The sequence below is a fragment of the Streptomyces sp. NPDC050625 genome, from assembly GCF_040654755.1.
Taxonomy (GTDB): domain Bacteria; phylum Actinomycetota; class Actinomycetes; order Streptomycetales; family Streptomycetaceae; genus Streptomyces.
In genome coordinates this window covers 575989-594788 of the sequence record NZ_JBFAIQ010000003.1, presented here as the reverse complement: position 1 = coordinate 594788, position 18800 = coordinate 575989, and the positions used below count along the sequence as shown (strand labels likewise).

The window sequence follows — 18800 nt, the reverse complement described above, 5'->3', positions numbered from 1 at the left end:
CAGCGGGACGAGAGCCATGTACGACGAACAGCAGCGACCAGAACACGGGCCCCTCGCGGGGTTCACCGTGGGCGTGACCGCCGCGCGCCGGGCCGACGAGCTGGGCGCGCTGCTCCAGCGGCGCGGTGCCGCCGTGCTGCACGCGCCTGCCCTGCGCATCGTGCCGCTCGCCGACGACGGTGAACTCCTCGCGGCGACCAAGGAGATCATCGACCAAGTGCCGGACGTGGTCGTCGCCACCACCGCCATCGGGTTCCGCGGGTGGATCGAGGCCGCGGAGGGGTGGGGGCTCGGCGAGGCGCTGCTCGGGCGGCTGTGCGGGGTGGAGCTGCTGGCCCGCGGGCCCAAGGTCAAGGGCGCCATCCGGGCCGCCGGGCTCACCGAGGAGTGGTCGCCGTCGAGCGAGTCCATGGCCGAGGTGCTGGACCGGCTGCTGGAGGAGGGGGTCGACGGGCGCCGTATCGCAGTACAGCTGCACGGCGAGCCGCTGCCGGGGTTCGTGGAGGCGCTGCGGGTCGGGGGAGCGGAGGTGCTTCCGGTGCCGGTGTACCGGTGGATGCCGCCGGAGGACATCGGGCCGGTGGACCGGCTGATCGACGCGGCGGTCTCGCGCGGGCTGGACGCGATCACCTTCACCAGCGCCCCGGCCGCCGCGTCCCTGCTGTCCCGGGCCGAGGAGCGGGGGCTGGTCGGTGAGCTGCTCGCGGCCCTCAGCCACGATGTGCTGCCGGCCTGCGTGGGACCGGTCACCGCCCTGCCGCTGCAGGCGCGGGGCATCGACACGGTCCAGCCGGAGCGGTTCCGGCTCGGGCCCCTCGTACAGCTTCTGTGCCAGGAACTGCCCGGCCGGGCGCGGTCGTTGCCGATCGCCGGGCACCGGGTGGAGATCCGGGGGCATGCGGTGCTGGTGGACGGGGCCCTGAAGCCGGTGCCGCCGGCCGGGATGTCGCTGCTGCGGGCGCTGTCGCGGCGGCCGGGGTGGGTCGTCGCGCGGGCCGAGTTGCTGCGGGCGCTGCCGGGGGCCGGGCGGGACGAGCATGCGGTGGAGACGGCGATGGCTCGGTTGCGTACGGCACTTGGGGCGCCGAAGCTGATCCAGACCGTGGTCAAGCGGGGGTACCGGCTGGCGCTGGATCCGGCGGCGGATGCGAAATATGCCGATGCATGAGTAGATGCGTGAGTAGATGCGTGAGCAGGCGTTGGCAGCAAGTGTGAGTAAGCGTCAGTCACGGCCGTACAGCACGAGCGCCCTCGCCAGGCACCCCAGCGCCACCGTCGACAGCAGGGCCCGTACGGCGTTCCACGCCACCCACGCGCTCTCGAACCGGTCCCGCAGGTCCGACACGTCCCCGGACGTGGCGAGCGCGTCGTTCAACGGGATGTTGAAGGCGATCGTGACGAGGAACGTCAGGGCGTACGCGGCCAGCCCCGCCCACACCCACCGGGCGGAGGACGCGTGCCGGAGCTGCCACGCCGACACACCCGTCAGTACCAGCGCCCCCATGAAGCTCAGGAAGAACACGGGGTTCTGGATCACGTCGTTGATGTTCCGCATGACCTCGACATAGACGCGGTCGCCGCTGCGGTGCAGGGCGGGCATGACCGCGCACGCGAAGACGTAGAAGACCCCGGCGATCAGACCCATGGTGACCGTGGCCGCGCCCAGGACGGCACCGGCGGTCGTCCGCCGTCTCATGCTGATGCTCTCTGTCATGTCCTTCAGTCAACCCGCGTGATCACCGACGGGACATGGCCGAGACGCGCGGCCGCATACGCGTGCGTCCAGCGCCGGTACGAGGGGTTCCGGACGCGCGAGCGGGCAGGCACTGTGAGAGAGGGAATGGTTCCCTGCCCTAGGCGGTGACAGGCGCATGGCACTGGGTACGGCCACGGCCCCCTACGAGCTGCGCTTCGACGCCGGGCGGATCTGCCTGGATCTCCTTGCGACGAGCCATCCCGGTGAACGGCTGGACTCGGTCGGGCCGTTGTGTGCCTGGATCGTCGGCTGCGGACTCGTTCCGGCGGGCACCGCGCTGGCGCACGCCGACAGCGGCTGGCTGGTGGGCTTCCGTGAACTGCGGGGGCACGTCGAGCTGTTGGTGCGGGGCGAGCTCGCGGCGGCCGACGGACGGTCGTACGGGCCGGCGCTCGGCCGTCTCAACGAGATCGCCCGCATCGCGCCCCCGGCTCCGCGTGCCGTGCGCGGCGAGGACGGCACGCTCGTGCGGGAGTTGGACGGGCCGCCCGGGTGCGCGGCGCTGCTCGGGGCCGTCGCCCGGGACGCCGTGGAGCTGCTCACCGATCCCGTCGCGTGGGCGGCCGTGCGGGAGTGCGAAGGGGACAACTGCCCCATCGTGTACCTGGATACGTCCCGGGGGCGCCGGCGGCGCTGGTGCTCCAGTGAGGTCTGCGGGAACCGTGAACGGGTGGCCCGGCACCGCCGGAGGGCGGCCCTGGCGCGAGCCTAAGTGTCCGCTTGGCGGCTTGTGTTCGTCGGTGACCGCTTCGGCGCCGAAGTGATTTCGGCAACACCGCGTTTGTCTTCGGTGCTGCACGGGCAATCGGCGCGCCGCAGGCAATGTGTCGGAAATGTAAAGATCACGCGGTGAGAATGTGCGGCCATGTCCCTCTCGTCATGGCACCCCTGAGAAAAGTGTCACGTCACTTTGAACACGTCACGGCTCACCTGCGTACGTGTGGGCGAGCGACCGACTGGGGGAACCCCCGGACATCGGAGGTGGGCGTGCGCAAGGATTCCGTCGTGGCCAATGAACGTGGATCGAGGGCCCGACATCGCATGTCCCAGCCCTCGGAACCTGATGAGGAGCTGATGCGTGCTCTGTATCGAGAGCACGCCGGACCACTCCTTGCGTATGTCCTTCGGCTGGTCGCCGGTGATCGGCAGCGAGCAGAGGACGTCGTGCAAGAGACGCTCATCCGTGCCTGGAAGAACGCCGGTCAGCTCAATCGAGCGACCGGATCGGTACGCCCCTGGCTGGTGACGGTCGCACGTCGCATCGTCATCGACGGCCACCGCAGCCGGCAGGCCCGGCCGCAGGAGGTCGATCCGTCGCCGCTGGAGGTCATCCCCGCGGAGGACGAGATCGACAAGGCGCTGTGGCTGATGACGCTGTCTGACGCGCTCGACGACCTGACCCCGGCCCACCGGGAGGTGCTCGTCGAGACGTACTTCAAGGGGCGTACCGTCAACGAGGCGGCCGAGACGCTGGGTATTCCCAGCGGCACTGTCCGTTCTCGGGTGTTCTACGCCCTTCGGTCGATGAAGCTGGCACTGGAGGAGCGGGGGGTGACGGCGTGATGAGTGGATACGGGGGACACGGCGGATTCAGCACGGGTGGTCCGGGTATGTCTGGACCCATGAGCCCCAATCAGGGATCTGCGGTGCCCAATGAGCACGAGACGGTAGGCGCCTACGCCCTCGGGATCCTGGACGACGCCGAAGCAACCGCTTTCGAGGCCCACCTCGCGGGTTGCGAATGGTGCGCCCAGCAGCTCGACGAGCTCGCCGGGATGGAGCCGATGCTGGCCGCGCTCGCGGACCTGCCGGGCTCCGGCAGCACACCCGCGATCGGCGAGTCGCTGTCCGCCAGGCCCACCCCACGGCTGGCGGAGAAGCTGGTCGTCGAGGTCTCGGAGCGCCGTGCGGTCAAGCGCCGCCGGACCATGTTCATGCTCGCGGCATCCGCGGCGCTGATCGTCGGCGGCCCGCTGGCCGTGCTGGCGGCCGGCGGCGGCTCGGACAACGGCGGCAACGACAACATGGCGATGGGACCCGCCCAGGCGGCCTTCCAGACCATGACCGACAAGAAGACGGCCACGGACCCGGCGACCCATGTCACCGCGACCGTCGCCGTCGAGAAGAAGAACTGGGGCACCCACGCGGTCCTCCAGCTCAAGAACGTCACCGGCCCGCAGAAGTGCTCGCTCATCGCCGTGGGCAAGAACGGCGAACGCGAGACGGTGACGTCCTGGTCCGTCCCGAACTGGGGCTACGGCATCGCGAACGCCAAGTCGGAGGAGGCCAAGAACCCCCTCTACGTCCACGGCGGCGCGGCCTTCACTCCGAACCAGATCGACCACTTCGAGGTCATGACCTTCGACGGCAAGAAGCTCGTGAACGTAGCTGCGTAGCTTCCGCGGGCCCCCTTCGCGTACGGTTGACGGCTGCCCAGCACGTCAGAAGGGGGCCCGGTGGCCGCTCAGGCTCAACAATCTGCGGTCGGCTCGGTTCGCGACGAGGTACACGACTCCGTACGGGACCGAGAGATCAGCGTCGAACAGGAACACCTCGACCGGGTGTACCGGCGCCTCGAGGAGAAGATCCACGAGGCCGAGTTCCTGATGAACGACGCGGCCAAGCGCGGCCAGGTCGGTACGCCCGGCGCGCTCGCCGAGCGGGACGCCCAGGTGTTCAGGGCGGGCGTCCACCTCAACCGGCTCAACAACGAGTTCGAGGACTTCCTCTTCGGACGCATCGACCTGCTGCTCGGCAAGGACGGCAAGAAGGGGCCCGACGGCGCCTACACCGCGGTCGAGCCGGCCGAGGGCGCCGTGCGCGCCGACAACACCGCCGACATCGCCGAGACGCTGCACATCGGCCGCATCGGTGTCCTCGACCAGGACTACGCCCCGCTGGTCATCGACTGGCGGGCGCCCGCCGCCGCCCCCTTCTACCGCTCCACCCCGGTCGACCCGGGACGGGTCGTACGACGCCGGGTCATCCGCTCCAAGGGGCGCCGGGTGCTCGGGGTCGAGGACGACCTGATGCGCCCCGAGCTCAAGGCGTTCCTCGACGGCGACGAACTGCCCGCCATCGGCGACGGCGCCCTGATGGCCGCGCTCGGCCAGGCCCGCAGCCACACCATGCGGGACATCGTCGCCTCCATCCAGGCCGAGCAGGACCTGGTCATCCGCGCCCCCGCCGCCTCCGTGACCTACGTCGAGGGCGGACCCGGGACCGGAAAGACCGCCGTGGCGCTGCACCGGGCCGCCTACCTCCTCTACCAGGACCGGCGCCGGTACTCGGGCGGCATCCTGATCGTCTCGCCGACCCCGCTGCTCGTGGCGTACACCGAGGGCGTGCTGCCCTCCCTCGGCGAGGAGGGCCAGGTCGCCATCCGGGCGATCGGCTCGCTGGTCGACGGCGTCGGGGCCACCTTGTACGACTCCCCGTCCGTGGCCCGGGCCAAGGGGTCGTACCGCATGCTGAAGGTGCTGCGGAAGGCGGCCCGGGGCGCGCTGGAGCTGGGGCCGGACGGTGCCGGATCCGGTGCCGCACGTCCGCGTCCCGCCGGCTCCGGGCAGCTCGCCTTCGGTGACGAGGGCGCCGGCGCGGCAGAAAGCGCTCCCGCCGGGCCGCCCACCCGGCTGCGGGTCGTCGCCTTCGGGCGCCGGCTGGAGCTGGCGGCGGACGAGCTGGAACGTATCCGGCGCAACGCCCTGGGCGGCACCGCGCCCGTCAATCTGCTCCGCCCGCGCGCCCGCAAGCTGCTCCTGGACGCCCTGTGGGCGCAGTCCGGCGGGGCCGGCCGGCACTCGGACCCGGAGCTGGCGGCCGAGCTGCGCTCGTCCTTCGACGAGGACGTCACCTCCGAGGACAGCTTCATCCGGTTCCTCGACGCCTGGTGGCCCGAGCTCACCCCCAAGGCCGTCCTTTCGGCCATGGCGGACGAGCGCCGGCTCGGCCGCTGGGCCCGCCGCATCCTCAACCCCGGCGAGGTGCGCAGGGTCGCCCGGTCGCTGCGGCGCGACGGCCACTCCGTGCACGACATCGCCATGCTCGACGAGCTCCAGGCCGTCCTCGGCTCCCCGGCCCGCCCGAGGAAGAGACGCGAGCTGGACCCGCTCGACCAGCTCACCGGCCTGGAGGAGCTGATGCCCGTACGCGAGGAGTCGCAGCGGGAGCGGGCCGAGCGGCTGGCGCAGGAGCGCACCGAGTACGCGCACGTCATCGTGGACGAGGCCCAGGACCTCACGCCCATGCAGTGGCGCATGGTGGGCCGCCGCGGCCGGCACGCCACCTGGACGGTCGTCGGCGACCCGGCCCAGTCCTCCTGGTCCGACCCCGACGAGGCGGCCGAGGCCCGCGACGAGGCCCTGGGGACCCGCCCCCGCCGCCGCTTCGAGCTCACGGTGAACTACCGCAACCCGGCGGAGATCGCCGAGCTCGCCGCCAAGGTGCTCGCCCTGGCCATGCCCGGCTCGAAGTCCCCGTCGGCCGTACGCTCCACCGGGGTCGAACCGCGCTTCACGGTCGTCCGGGGCTCGCTGGAGAAGACCGTGCGGGCGGCGGCCGAACGGCTCCTCGACCAGGTCGACGGCACGGTCGGCGTGGTCGTCGCCATGAACCGGCGCGAGGAGGCCGCGCGCTGGCTCGCCGGGCTCGGCGACCGGGTGGTGGCGCTCGGCAGCCTGGAGGCCAAGGGCCTGGAGTACGACGCCACGGTGGTCGTCTCACCTGCGGAGATCGCCGACGAGTCGCCGGCGGGCCTGCGGGTGCTGTACGTCGCCCTGACCCGGGCCACGCAGCAGCTGACGGTGATCTCGGACCAACGGGACGAGCCGGACGCGGACGGGGTGCCCGATCTGCTCAGGGACTGAATCACCGGGGTGAATCCTGTGAACTCTCCGTACGGGAATGGTTCCACGCGATCGGTTTGTTAGCCTGGCTGTGGCACCGGCTCGATCCAAGCCCCCGGGCCCAACCTTTGTCGCTACGAGCGACCACTTGCCGCGAGGCGAGCATGGCGGGTCGGTGTCATGAACGGTGAGGAGACCCACGTCATCCGTGACGTGGGTCTCCTTTTTTGGCAGTGCCCCGCGCCATTTCGGCGGGCCCCGCGAACAATACGTTCGCAATTCAGGACCGGCTAACGCCTACTCGACGGTAGGTGCGACGATCGGACGGCACATCTTCGCGACACGGTGAAAGAGGAAGTCGGCCATGGCAACGGCGCCCAGCGTCTCCTACTCGATGACCATCCGGTTGGAGGTGCCCGCGAGCGGAACCGCCGTCTCGCAGCTCACCACCGCCGTGGAGTCCTCCGGAGGCTCGGTGACCGGCCTCGACGTCACCGCGTCCGGCCACGAGAAGCTCCGTATCGACGTCACCATCGCGGCCTCCTCCACCGCGCACGCCGACGAGATCGTCGAGGAGCTGCGCGGCATCGAGGGCGTCACGCTCGGCAAGGTCTCCGACCGTACGTTCCTGATGCACCTCGGCGGCAAGATCGAGATGCAGTCCAAGCACCCCATCCGCAACCGTGACGACCTCTCCATGGTCTACACGCCGGGTGTGGCCCGCGTCTGCATGGCGATCGCCGAGAACCCCGAGGACGCCCGCCGCCTCACCATCAAGCGCAACTCCGTTGCGGTCGTGACGGACGGCTCCGCGGTGCTGGGCCTCGGCAACATCGGCCCGAAGGCCGCACTGCCCGTCATGGAGGGCAAGGCGGCCCTCTTCAAGCGCTTCGCCGGCATCGACGCCTGGCCGCTGTGCCTGGACACCCAGGACACCGACGCGATCGTCGAGATCGTCAAGGCGATCGCCCCGGGCTTCGCCGGCATCAACCTGGAGGACATCTCCGCGCCGCGCTGCTTCGAGATCGAGGCCCGGCTGCGCGAGGCCCTCGACATCCCCGTCTTCCACGACGACCAGCACGGCACGGCGATCGTCGTCCTCGCCGCCCTGACGAACGCACTTCGCGTCGCGGGCAAGGCAATTGAGAACATCCGCGTCGTGATGTCCGGCGCCGGCGCGGCCGGTACGGCCATCCTCAAGCTGCTGCTCGCGGCGGGCGTCAAGAGCGCCGTCGTCGCCGACATCCACGGTGTCGTGCACGCCGGCCGCGAGGACCTGGTGGACGCCGCCGCGGACTCGCCGCTGCGCTGGATCGCCGACAACACCAACCACGAGGGCCTGACCGGCACGCTCAAGGAGGCCGTGCGCGGCGCCGACGTCTTCATCGGCGTCTCCGCCCCGAACGTCCTCGACGGCGACGACGTGGCCGCCATGGCCGAGGGCGCCATCGTGTTCGCGCTCGCGAACCCGGACCCCGAGGTCGACCCGGCAATCGCCCGCCAGACGGCCGCAGTTGTGGCCACCGGCCGCTCCGACTTCCCGAACCAGATCAACAACGTGCTGGTCTTCCCGGGTGTCTTCCGCGGCCTGCTGGACGCGCAGTCCCGCACCGTCAACACGGACATGATGCTCGCGGCCGCGAAGGCCCTCGCGGACGTGGTGACCGAGGACGAGCTGAACCCGAACTACATCATCCCGAGCGTCTTCAACGACAAGGTCGCGGGCGCGGTGGCGGGTGCGGTGCGGGACGCGGCCAAGGCGGCCGGGGCGGCGGCGCAGCCCACCGTGCCGTAGTGTGCAAGTGCTGTGAGGATCGCCACGGCGGCCCCTCACAGCGGCGCGTCGCGGAACCCCCTACCGCCGGGCGCCCTCTAGGGTGACGGCCGACAGGCGCTTTTCGTGTGACTCCCTAGGGTGTTCTCACGACTCCTGCGGGTGCCGGATTGGCTTTCCCGCCGCAGGTAGGGGCAGGATGCGTCCACGGGCGCGAGCGCATCGGCTTCGCTGTGCCAGGGTGCGGCACCGCCGCCTGGCACACCCCAACGGCAAGAAGAACACGGGAGTAACAACATGAACCGCAGTGAGCTGGTGGCCGCGCTGGCCGACCGCGCCGAGGTGACCCGCAAGGACGCCGACGCCGTTCTGGCCGCGTTCGCCGAGGTCGTCGGCGACGTCGTCTCCAAGGGCGATGAGAAGGTCACCATCCCCGGCTTCCTGACCTTCGAGCGCACCCACCGTGCCGCTCGCACCGCGCGCAACCCGCAGACCGGTGAGCCCATCAACATCCCGGCCGGCTACAGCGTGAAGGTCTCCGCGGGCTCGAAGCTCAAGGAAGCGGCCAAGGGCAAGTAAGCGCTCCGCTCAGAGCGCGGTGGGTGACCGCCGGCCATCCCGCGCCCCTTCGGGGGCGCGTCCGCCGCGGGTGCGGACAACGACAAACGGGGCGGCCCCCTTTCATCAGGGGCCGCCCCATCGTCGTACCGGAACCGGCGTCGTACCGGAACTTGCGTCGTACCGGAACTAGCCGAGTGCCTTGCCCGGCAGTTCCACCTTCGCGCCCAGTTCCACGAGCTTCTCCATGAAGTTCTCGTAGCCGCGGTTGATGAGGTCGATGCCGTGGACCCGGGACGTGCCCTGGGCCGCCAGCGCGGCGATGAGGTACGAGAAGCCGCCCCGGAGGTCCGGGATGACCAGGTCGGCGCCCTGGAGCTTGGTGGGGCCCGACACGACCGCGGAGTGCAGGAAGTTGCGCGCTCCGAAGCGGCAGTCGGAGCTGCCCAGGCACTCGCGGTAGAGCTGGATGTGGGCGCCCATCTGGTTCAGGGCGGAGGTGAAGCCCAGCCGCGACTCGTAGACCGTCTCGTGGATGATCGACAGGCCGGTGGCCTGCGTGAGGGCCACGACGAGCGGCTGCTGCCAGTCGGTCTGGAAGCCCGGGTGCACGTCCGTCTCCAGCGCGATGGACTTCAGCTGGCCGCCGGGGTGCCAGAAGCGGATGCCCTCGTCGTCGATCTCGAAGGCACCGCCCACCTTCCGGTAGGTGTTGAGGAACGTCATCATCGAGCGCTGCTGCGCGCCGCGGACGTAGATGTTGCCCTCGGTCGCCAGCGCCGCCGACGCCCAGGACGCGGCCTCCAGACGGTCCGCGAGGGCACGGTGGGTGTAGCCGCCGAGTTTGTCCACACCGGTGATGCGGATCGTCCGGTCGGTGTCCATCGCGATGATCGCGCCCATCTTCTGCAGAACGCAGATCAGGTCCTCGATCTCCGGCTCGACGGCCGCGTTGGACAACTCCGTGACGCCCTCGGCGAGTACGGCCGTCAGCAGCACCTGCTCGGTCGCGCCGACGGACGGGTACGGCAGCCGGATCTTCGTACCGCGCAGCCGGTTCGGTGCCTCCAGGTACTGGCCGTCGGCACGCTTCTCGATCGTCGCGCCGAACTGTCGCAGCACGTCGAAGTGGAAGTCGATGGGCCGGCCGCCGATGTCGCAGCCGCCGAGGCCCGGGATGAACGCGTGGCCGAGGCGGTGCAGCAGGGGGCCGCAGAAGAGGATCGGGATGCGCGAGGAACCCGCGTGGGCATCGATGTCAGCGACGTTTGCGCTCTCCACGTGCGTCGGATCGAGCACCAGCTCACCGGGCTCGTCACCCGGACGGACCGTCACCCCGTGCAACTGCAGCAGGCCGCGTACGACACGAACGTCACGGATGTCCGGTACGTTACGCAGTCGACTCGGCGCACTGCCCAGCAGGGCGGCGACCATCGCCTTCGGCACGAGGTTCTTCGCACCGCGGACACGGATCTCACCCTCCAGCGGGGTTCCGCCGTGGACAAGCAGGACATCGTCGTTGACGGTCATGGATCTCGCGTTCCGTGGAGTTGGGCAGGGGCCGGAGAGACAGGGTAATCGCCCACCGCCCCCCTGCCGTAAGCCCAAGTACCACCCAGCATCGCCACAGCTCTGTCACAACACGAACCGTTCACTCCCGGGCACATGGGGTCACCGGTGCGGGCGTGCGCGTGGGGCGCACCGGTGCGCCCTGAGCTGCATTCACTCCCGTACCCGCATTGGCTCCCCACACGAAGGGAAGATGCGGGATCATGTCTGGCATGACCGAGGTGTCCTCGCTCACAGGGCGGCTGCTCGTGGCCACGCCCGCCCTGGCGGACCCGAACTTCGACCGTGCGGTGGTGCTCCTTCTCGACCACGACGAGGAGGGCTCCCTCGGTGTCGTCCTCAATCGTCCGACCCCGGTGGACGTGAGCGACATCCTGGAGGGCTGGGCGGAGCTGGCCGATGAGCCCGGTGTCGTCTTCCAGGGCGGTCCGGTGTCGCTGGACTCCGCGCTCGGCGTCGCGGTCATCCCCGGCGGCGCCGCGGGCGACCGGGCCCCGCTCGGCTGGCGCCGGGTGCACGGTGCGATCGGGCTGGTGGACCTGGAGGCCCCGCCGGAGCTGCTCGCCTCGGCTCTCGGGTCGCTGCGGATCTTCGCCGGGTACGCCGGCTGGGGGCCGGGACAGCTGGAGGACGAGCTGGTGGAGGGCGCCTGGTACGTCGTGGAATCGGAACCGGGCGACGTCTCGTCCCCGGCCCCGGAGCGACTGTGGCGCGAGGTGCTGCGCCGCCAGCGGAACGAGCTGGCGATGGTGGCGACGTATCCGGACGACCCGTCGCTCAACTGATACGTGCGAGCTTCAGTACTCTTGGCGATATGAGCACTCTCGAGCCCGAGCGCGGGACTGGTACGGGAACCCTCGTAGAGCCGACGCCGCAGGTGTCCCACGGCGACGGCGACCACGAGCGCTTCGCCCACTACGTCCAGAAGGACAAGATCATGGCGAGCGCCCTCGACGGCACGCCCGTCGTGGCGCTGTGCGGCAAGGTGTGGGTGCCGGGCCGCGACCCGAAGAAGTACCCCGTGTGTCCCATGTGCAAGGAGATCTACGACTCCATGGGCAGCGGCGGCGACGAAGGCAAGGGCGGCGACAAGTAGCGTGCCGACCCGGTCCGGCACGATGCGTCGGCGCGCCTAGCGCGCCACGGGTCCGAAGCGTGGCCGCGGTGCCCCTCCGGGGGGCCGCGGCCGATGCCGTACGCGGGCGAAGGGCTCGGCCGGGCGGGGGCGACGGTTCACGAGTGCGGGGCTCGTGAATGGCCTCGAACGTGTTTACTGGCGTGGTGGATCTGATTCCCGAGCCCCGTCATGTGACTTCCCACGGCGCCGACTGGTTCGCGTTGGGCCCCGGAACCGGACTGGCGGCCGGAGAGGGTGCGGAGCGGACGGAACGCTGGCTGCGGGCGACGTTGGGGGCGGCCACAGGGCTGCCGCTCGCGTCGAAGGAGTCGAGTGGGGACGATGTCATTCGGCTGTCCATCGATCCGCTGGTCACCGAGGATCTCGGCGCCGAGGGCTATCGGCTCGCCGTCATGCCGACCGGCGTGCATCTGGCCGGCGGCGGTCCCGCCGGGCTTTTCTGGGGCGCCCAGACGCTGCGTCAACTGCTCGGCCCCGGCGCATTCCGGCGGGCCCCGATTTCCGGCCCCTGGCGGCTGCCGCTGACCCATGTCCAGGACTCGCCCCGATTCCGCTGGCGTGGACTGATGCTCGACGTCGCCCGGCACTTCATGCCCAAGGAAGGCGTCCTGCGGTACCTCGACCTGATGGCCGCGCACAAACTGAACGTCTTCCACTTCCATCTGACGGACGACCAGGGCTGGCGCGTCGAGATCGAGCGGTACCCGAAGCTGACCGAGACCGGCTCCTGGCGGGCTCGTACGAAATTCGGACACCGTGCCTCGCCGCTCTGGGAGGAGAAGCCGCACGGGGGTCACTACACCCAGGACGACATCCGGGAGATCGTCGCCTACGCCGCCGAGCGGCATATCACCGTCGTCCCCGAAATCGACGTACCGGGCCACTCGCAGGCGGCCATCGCCGCGTATCCGGAACTCGGCAACACCGATGTCATCGGCACCACCGCCCTCTCCGTCTGGGACAACTGGGGGATCTCTCCGAACGTACTCGCCCCCACTGACAACACCCTGCGCTTCTACGAGGGGGTCTTCGAGGAACTCCTCGGCCTCTTCCCCGCGGATGCCGCCGAGTTCTCGGCGTTCTTTCACATCGGCGGTGACGAATGCCTGAAGGACCAGTGGAAGCAGTCGCCCACGGCACAGTCCCGCATCGAGGAACTCGGTCTCGCCGACGAGGACGAACTGCAGTCCTGGTTCATCGGCCACTTCGCCAAGTGGCTTTCCGCGCGCGGGCGCAGGCTCATCGGCTGGGACGAGATCCTGGAGGGCGGGCTTCCGGACGGCGCGGCCGTGTCGTCCTGGCGCGGCTACGAGGGCGGGGTCGCCGCCGCGCGGGCCGGGCACGACGTGGTGATGTGCCCCGAGCAGCAGGTCTATCTGGACCACCGGCAGGCGGCCGGCGCGGACGAGCCCGTACCGATCGGGTACGTGCGCACCCTGGAGGACGTCTACCGGTTCGAGCCGGTTCCGCCGGAACTGGACGAACAGCACAGAGGCCGGATCCTGGGGGCCCAGGCCAATGTGTGGACCGAGGTGATGGAGGATCACGCACGCGTGGACTACCAGACGTTTCCCCGCCTCGCCGCCTTCGCCGAGGTGGCCTGGAGTCGTCTGCCCGCCCCCGGGGAACGGGACTTCGCCGCCTTCGAACACCGGATGGCCGCCCACTACCCGCGACTTGACGCCCTCGGTGTCGCCTACCGCCCGCCCGCCGGGCCCCGGCCCTGGCAGCGGCGCCCCGGTGTGCCCGGCCGCCCCGTCGACGGGCCGCCTCCGAACAAGTGATGGAAAAAGGCCTCAAGCGTCACCGAAGAGTGTCAATCGGCCCTCGGTGGCGATGAGGTATGAAAACGGACCATCTACCCGATGAAGTGGGCGAACGGCTCCTAGCGGACCCCCGCGCTCGAGTGTTGCGATGATGTGCCAGAGTTGCCACGTCCGCCCTGTGAGCACGTACCGTACGGCCACACAGGTGGGACCAGGGGGCAGCGGGAAGGGGCAGCCGGTTTGACCACGCACGCACCGCAGGCGGCGCAGGCCGTCACGCTGCCCGCGACTCTGGACGAGGCCGTGGCGGCGCTCTCCGCCATGCCCGCGGCCGTTCCCGTGGCGGGCGGCACCGACCTCATGGCGGCCGTGAACTCCGGACAGCTCAGGCCCGCAGCCCTGGTGGGCCTCGGCCGGATCAGCGAGATCCGCGGCTGGCAGTACCAGGACGGCCACGCGCTGCTCGGCGCCGGCCTCACACACGCGCGCATGGGCCGCCCCGACTTCGCCGCCCTGATCCCCGCGCTCGCCGCCGCCGCGCGCGCCGCGGGCCCGCCGCACATCCGCAACGCGGGCACCCTGGGCGGCAACATCGCCTCCGCCGCGCCCACCGGGGACGCGCTCCCGGTCCTCGCCGCCCTGGAGGCGGCGCTGATCGTCGCGGGTCCGGGCGGGTCCCGGCGGGAGATCCCGGTGTCGCACCTGCTGGCGGGCATGGAGATGCTGCGCGCCGGTGAGCTGATCGGCTACGTGCGCGTGCCGCTGCTGCACGCTCCGCAGGTCTTCCTGAAGGCGACCGGACGGACCGGACCGGGCCGTGCGACGGCCTCCGTGGCCCTGGTCCTCGACCCCGCCCGGCGCGGGGTGCGCTGCGCCGTCGGGGCCATAGCGCCGATGCCGCTCCGGCCCCTGGACGCCGAGCAGTGGGTCTCCCGGCTCATCGACTGGGACAACGACCGCGCGATCGTCCCCGACGCGCTGAACGCCTTCGGGGAGTACGTCGCCGCGGCCTGCATCCCCGACCCGGCCCCGGAGGAGGACGGCTCCGTACCACCGCTTCCGCCCGCCGTACTGCACCTGCGGCGCACCGTCGCCGCACTGGCCCGACGAGCACTGGGGAGGGCGCTGTCGTGACCGACGACCAGCACGGAGAGGGCGCGTCCCGGGGCCGTAGCCGCTGGGACCCGCTGCCCCAGGGCGACTACGACGACGGCGCCACCGCCTTCGTGAAACTCCCCGAAGGGGGCATCGAAGCCCTCCTGGCCGGCGACACTCCGCTCGCCGCGCCCGGTCACGGCTACGTACCGCCGCAGATAGCGGTGGCCCCCGGCCCGGACGCCGTGACCGACCCGGGGGCGACGGGCACCTGGTCCATGCCGGCCGACGGCGCGCAGTGGCCCGACCCGAACGCCGTGCCCCACGAGGCGGGCGCGGACGACCGGTTCACGTACAACCCCATGTCCACGCAGCAGTGGACCTTCGACGACCCCGCCGCGCCTGCCGCGTCCGGTCCCGGTGCCGGCCATGACGTGACCGGCCAGTGGTCCATCCCCGTCGCCGGTGGCGACCTTCCGGACGAATCGGGCGAGTTCACCACGTCCTCCCTGGTCGAGCAGTGGGGCGGCACCCCGCCGGCCACCCTCCCTGGCGGCGCGCCCGCGCCGTGGGCGACGGAGGGCGCCGGGCAGGCCTGGGGGCAGCAGGCGGCGGACCCGCAGGCGGGCGAGACCCGGGCGGGCACCGGACACGCCGTCGTGGAGCACCCGGACCGCGCGCCCGTCGGCGGCTACCCGGGCGCCCCGGGCCGGTCCGTCCCGGAAGACGGCGCGCCCGGCGCCGGATACCCCGAGCCGCCGACCGACCACGGCACCGGGACCCGGGCCGGACGTGACGCCGACAGCCCGGCGGCACGCGGCGAGGAACCCGACGCCGACCACGCGTCCCGGCCCGCGTCCGCGTACGCCGCGCACGAGGCGGACGGGACGTCGGAGCCGGCCGAGGACGCCGAACCGGCCGAGGGGATCGGGGCCGAGGACGCCCACGGGGCCGTGGAGGCCCCTGAAGGGCCCACCGGCAGCCCCGCGGACCACGACGCCACCGCCGATGCCGAACCGGCCCCGGAAGCCCGGGAAACGGCCGCCACAGGCGACGACGACGCGGCCCCGCAGAACCGGGCGCCCGCGCACGACGACCACCCCCTCGCCTCCTTCGTCCTCCGCGTCAACGGCGTCGACCGCCCGGTCACCGACGCCTGGATCGGCGAGTCCCTGCTGTACGTCCTGCGGGAGCGGCTCGGCCTCGCGGGCGCCAAGGACGGCTGCTCGCAGGGCGAGTGCGGGGCGTGCAACGTTCAGGTGGACGGCCGGCTCGTCGCCTCCTGTCTGGTGCCCGCGGTCACCGCGGCCGGCAGCGAGGTCCGTACGGTCGAAGGGCTCGCCGTCGACGGTCAGCCCTCCGACGTACAGCGCGCGCTCGCCAAGTGCGGTGCGGTGCAGTGCGGTTTCTGCGTGCCCGGCATGGCCATGACCGTGCACGACCTCCTCGAGGGCAACCCGGCGCCGACCGAGCTGGAGGCGCGCCAGGCGCTGTGCGGCAACCTGTGCCGCTGCTCCGGCTACCGGGGCGTCCTGGACGCCGTCCAGGACGTCGTCGCCGAACGGGAGGCGCACGCCACGGCGGAGGCCGAGACGGACGCGGACGAGGCACGTATTCCGCACCAGGCGGGCCCGGGTGCCGGCGGGGTCAACCCGTCGGCGTTCGAGGCGTCCGGACCGCCGGTCCCGCACGACCAGTCCTACGGGCACGACCAGTCCTACGGACAGGACGGAGGCCAGGCGTGAGCAACGAAGCCGCCACCGCGGCCGGCGCCGCGGAGGCCGCCCCCGCCCCCGAGCCGTTGCCGCACGGCCTCGGTGCCTCCCTGCTCCCGGCCGACGCCCACGCCAAGACCGAGGGCACCTTCCCGTACGCGGCCGACCTGTGGGCCGAGGGCCTGCTGTGGGCGGCCGTACTGCGCTCCCCGCACCCGCACGCGCGCATCCTGTCCATCGACACCACCCACGCGCGCGAGATGCCCGGCGTACGGGCCGTCGTCACCCACGAGGACGTGCCCGGCACCCCCCGGTACGGCCGGGGCACGCCCGACCGCCCGGTGTTCGCCTCCGAGGTCGTACGCCACCACGGCGAGCCCATCGCGGCCGTCGCCGCCGACCACCCCGACACCGCGCGGATGGCCGCGGCGGCCGTCATCGTCGAGTACGAAGTACTCGATCCGGTGACCGACCCGGAGCAGGCCTTCGAGGCCGAGCCGCTGCACCCCGACGGCAATCTGATCCGGCACATCCCGCTGCGCCACGGCGACCCCGACGCGGCCGGTGAGATCGTCGTCGAGGGCCTGTACCGCATCGGCCGCCAGGACCCCGCCCCCATCGGCGCCGAGGCCGGCCTCGCCGTGCCCCGCCCGGACGGCGGCGTCGAGCTCTATCTGGCCTCCACCGACCCGCACACCGACCGCAACACCGCCGCCGCGGTCTACGGCCTGACCCCCGACCGAGTGAAGATCGTCGTCACCGGTGTCCCCGGCGCCACCGCCGACCGCGAGGACCAGGGCTTCCAGCTCCCGCTCGGTCTGCTGGCGCTGAAGACCGGCTGCCCGGTGAAGCTGACGGCGACCCGGGAGGAATCCTTCCTCGGCCACGTCCACCGGCACCCCACCCTCCTGCGCTACCGCCACCACGCCGACGCCGAGGGCAATCTGGTCAAGGTCGAGGCGCAGATCCTGCTCGACGCGGGCGCGTACGCCGACACCTCCTCGGAGGCCCTGGCCGCCGCGGTCTCCTTCGCCTGCGGCCCCTACGTCGTCCCGAACGCCTTCATCGAGGGCTGGGCCGTCCGCACCAACAACCCGCCCTCCGGCCATGTGCGCGGCGAGGGCGCCATGCAGGTGTGCGCCGCCTACGAGGCGCAGATGGACAAGCTCGCCAAGAAGCTCGGCCTGGACCCGGCGGAGCTGCGCCTGCGCAACGCGCTCGCCACCGGGGACGTACTCCCGATCGGCCAGACGGTGACCTGCCCGGCCCCCGTGGCCGAACTCCTCCAGGCGGTACGGGACTTCCCCCTTCCGCCGCTGCCCAAGGACACCCCCGAGGACGAGTGGCTGCTGCCCGGCGGCCCCGAGGGCGCGGGCGAGCCGGGCGCGGTGCGCCGGGGCGTCGGCTACGGCCTGGGCATGGTGCACATGCTCGGCGCGGAGGGCGCCGACGAGGTCTCCACGGCGACGGTCAAGGTCCACGACGGCGTCGCGACCGTGCTGTGCGCGGCGGTGGAGACGGGCCAGGGCTTCACCACGCTGGCCCGCCAGATCGTCCAGGAGACCCTGGGCATCGACGAGGTGCACGTCGCGCCCGTCGACACCGACCAGCCCCCGGCCGGCGCGGGCTGCCGGGGCCGGCACACCTGGGTCTCGGGCGGTGCGGTGGAACGGGCGGCCAAGATGGTCCGCACCCAGCTGCTCCAGCCCCTGGCGCACAAGTTCGGCATGTCCACCGAGCTGCTGCAGATCACCGACGGCAAGATCACCTCGTACGACGGCGTGCTGTCGACCACCGTCACCGAGGCGTTGGACGGCAAGGAACTGTGGGCAACCGCACAGTGCCGCCCGCACCCCACCGAGCCGCTGAACGCCGAGGGCCAGGGCGACGCCTTCGTCGGCCTCGCCTTCTGCGCGATCCGCGCGGTGGTGGACGTCGACATCGAACTCGGCTCGGTACGGGTCGTGGAGCTGGCCGTCGCCCAGGACGTGGGCCGGATCCTCAATCCGGCGCAGCTCGCCGCCCGTATCGAGGCGGGCGTCACCCAGGGCGTCGGCATCGCCCTCACCGAGAACCTGCGCACCCCGCGCGGCCTGATCCGCCATCCCGACCTCACCGGATACGCCCTGTCCACCGCCCTGGACGTGCCGGACATCCGGATCGTCAAGCTGGTCGAGGAGCGCGATGTGGTCGCCCCCTTCGGGGCGAAGGCCGTCAGCGCGGTGCCGGTGGTGACCTCACCGGCGGCGATCGCCTCCGCCGTACGGGCCGCGACCGGCCGCCCCGTGAACCGCCTCCCGATCCGCCCGCAGGCCGCGGTGGTGACGGGACAGTGAGCGAGCCCGAGAACGAGCCGCGCTACGAACCGCCGCCCAGCGTCGGCAAGTTGCTGATCTGGATCCTGCTGTTCGTGTTCGCGGCGCTGCTCGTCGTGCTGGGCGGCGTGTACTTCACCTGAGGGTGGAACGGGCCGGCGGCGTCCTACGTCCTTTATCCGCGGGCCGTTGTCAGTGGTGCGGCGTAGTGTTCTGGGCAGTGGGGGCTGTCGGGCGGACACACCGCCGTACGACGCTGTACTACAAAAA

General features: G+C 71.6%; 16 protein-coding genes. 14 read left to right on the top strand and 2 right to left on the bottom strand.

Annotated features, from left to right (window positions below):
* The first annotated feature begins 16 nt into the window (after window positions 1–16).
* Complete coding sequence (locus AB0I54_RS10230; protein WP_363295460.1) at window positions 17–1168, top strand: uroporphyrinogen-III synthase; 1152 nt, start codon at window positions 17–19, stop codon at window positions 1166–1168.
* Window positions 1169–1222: 54 nt separating this feature from the next.
* On the opposite strand, the gene AB0I54_RS10225 is transcribed toward AB0I54_RS10230, so the two are convergent.
* Window positions 1223–1714 carry an anthrone oxygenase family protein gene (locus AB0I54_RS10225; protein WP_363295459.1) on the bottom strand — a complete coding sequence of 164 codons (492 nt, stop codon included), beginning with the start codon at window positions 1712–1714 and terminating at the stop codon, window positions 1223–1225.
* A gap of 157 nt (window positions 1715–1871) precedes the next feature.
* On the opposite strand from AB0I54_RS10225, the gene AB0I54_RS10220 reads away from it, so the two are divergent.
* The 6 genes from AB0I54_RS10220 (at window position 1872) to AB0I54_RS10195 (ending at window position 8953) form a co-directional block, all read left to right on the top strand.
* Window positions 1872–2468 carry a CGNR zinc finger domain-containing protein gene (locus AB0I54_RS10220; protein ID WP_363295458.1) on the top strand — a complete coding sequence of 199 codons (597 nt, stop codon included), beginning with the start codon at window positions 1872–1874 and terminating at the stop codon, window positions 2466–2468.
* Window positions 2469–2797: 329 nt separating this feature from the next.
* Window positions 2798–3319 carry a sigma-70 family RNA polymerase sigma factor gene (locus AB0I54_RS10215; RefSeq protein ID WP_010039908.1) on the top strand — a complete coding sequence of 174 codons (522 nt, stop codon included), beginning with the start codon at window positions 2798–2800 and terminating at the stop codon, window positions 3317–3319.
* Entirely contained in the window at window positions 3319–4152 is an 834-nt protein-coding gene (locus AB0I54_RS10210; protein ID WP_363295457.1) for a zf-HC2 domain-containing protein, read from the top strand. Before AB0I54_RS10215 ends, AB0I54_RS10210 begins: the two co-directional genes overlap by 1 nt.
* Before the next feature lie 60 nt (window positions 4153–4212).
* Entirely contained in the window at window positions 4213–6621 is a 2409-nt protein-coding gene (locus AB0I54_RS10205; protein WP_363295456.1) for a UvrD-helicase domain-containing protein, read from the top strand.
* Between the two features lie 343 nt (window positions 6622–6964).
* Window positions 6965–8395, top strand: coding sequence for an NAD-dependent malic enzyme (locus AB0I54_RS10200; protein ID WP_363295455.1), 1431 nt, complete (start codon window positions 6965–6967; stop codon window positions 8393–8395).
* A gap of 276 nt (window positions 8396–8671) precedes the next feature.
* Window positions 8672–8953 (top strand): HU family DNA-binding protein, encoded by a 282-nt coding sequence (locus AB0I54_RS10195; protein WP_263209294.1) that lies wholly within the window; start codon window positions 8672–8674, stop codon window positions 8951–8953.
* Between the two features lie 168 nt (window positions 8954–9121).
* On the opposite strand, the gene murA is transcribed toward AB0I54_RS10195, so the two are convergent.
* Window positions 9122–10462 (bottom strand): UDP-N-acetylglucosamine 1-carboxyvinyltransferase, encoded by a 1341-nt coding sequence (murA, locus tag AB0I54_RS10190; protein WP_363295454.1) that lies wholly within the window; start codon window positions 10460–10462, stop codon window positions 9122–9124.
* A 251-nt stretch (window positions 10463–10713) separates the two neighbouring features.
* Here murA and AB0I54_RS10185 point away from each other — a divergent pair, with 251 nt between their 5' ends.
* The 7 genes from AB0I54_RS10185 (at window position 10714) to AB0I54_RS10155 (ending at window position 18673) form a co-directional block, all read left to right on the top strand.
* Entirely contained in the window at window positions 10714–11286 is a 573-nt protein-coding gene (locus tag AB0I54_RS10185; RefSeq protein ID WP_363295453.1) for a YqgE/AlgH family protein, read from the top strand.
* A gap of 29 nt (window positions 11287–11315) precedes the next feature.
* Entirely contained in the window at window positions 11316–11597 is a 282-nt protein-coding gene (locus AB0I54_RS10180) for a DUF3039 domain-containing protein (protein WP_103841003.1), read from the top strand.
* Between the two features lie 158 nt (window positions 11598–11755).
* Window positions 11756–13423, top strand: a complete 1668-nt coding sequence (locus tag AB0I54_RS10175; protein WP_363295452.1) for a beta-N-acetylhexosaminidase — start codon at window positions 11756–11758, stop codon at window positions 13421–13423.
* A 222-nt stretch (window positions 13424–13645) separates the two neighbouring features.
* A complete protein-coding gene (locus AB0I54_RS10170) occupies window positions 13646–14539 on the top strand; it encodes an FAD binding domain-containing protein (RefSeq protein ID WP_363295451.1) in 894 nt (297 codons plus the stop codon).
* On the top strand, window positions 14536–16245 hold the full coding sequence (locus tag AB0I54_RS10165) for a 2Fe-2S iron-sulfur cluster-binding protein (protein ID WP_363295450.1): 1710 nt from the start codon (window positions 14536–14538) through the stop codon (window positions 16243–16245). The genes AB0I54_RS10170 and AB0I54_RS10165 overlap by 4 nt, the downstream gene beginning before the upstream one ends.
* Complete coding sequence (locus AB0I54_RS10160) at window positions 16242–18551, top strand: molybdopterin cofactor-binding domain-containing protein (protein ID WP_363295449.1); 2310 nt, start codon at window positions 16242–16244, stop codon at window positions 18549–18551. The genes AB0I54_RS10165 and AB0I54_RS10160 overlap by 4 nt, the downstream gene beginning before the upstream one ends.
* Entirely contained in the window at window positions 18548–18673 is a 126-nt protein-coding gene (locus tag AB0I54_RS10155; RefSeq protein WP_363295448.1) for a hypothetical protein, read from the top strand. Before AB0I54_RS10160 ends, AB0I54_RS10155 begins: the two co-directional genes overlap by 4 nt.
* Window positions 18674–18800 lie beyond the last annotated feature (127 nt).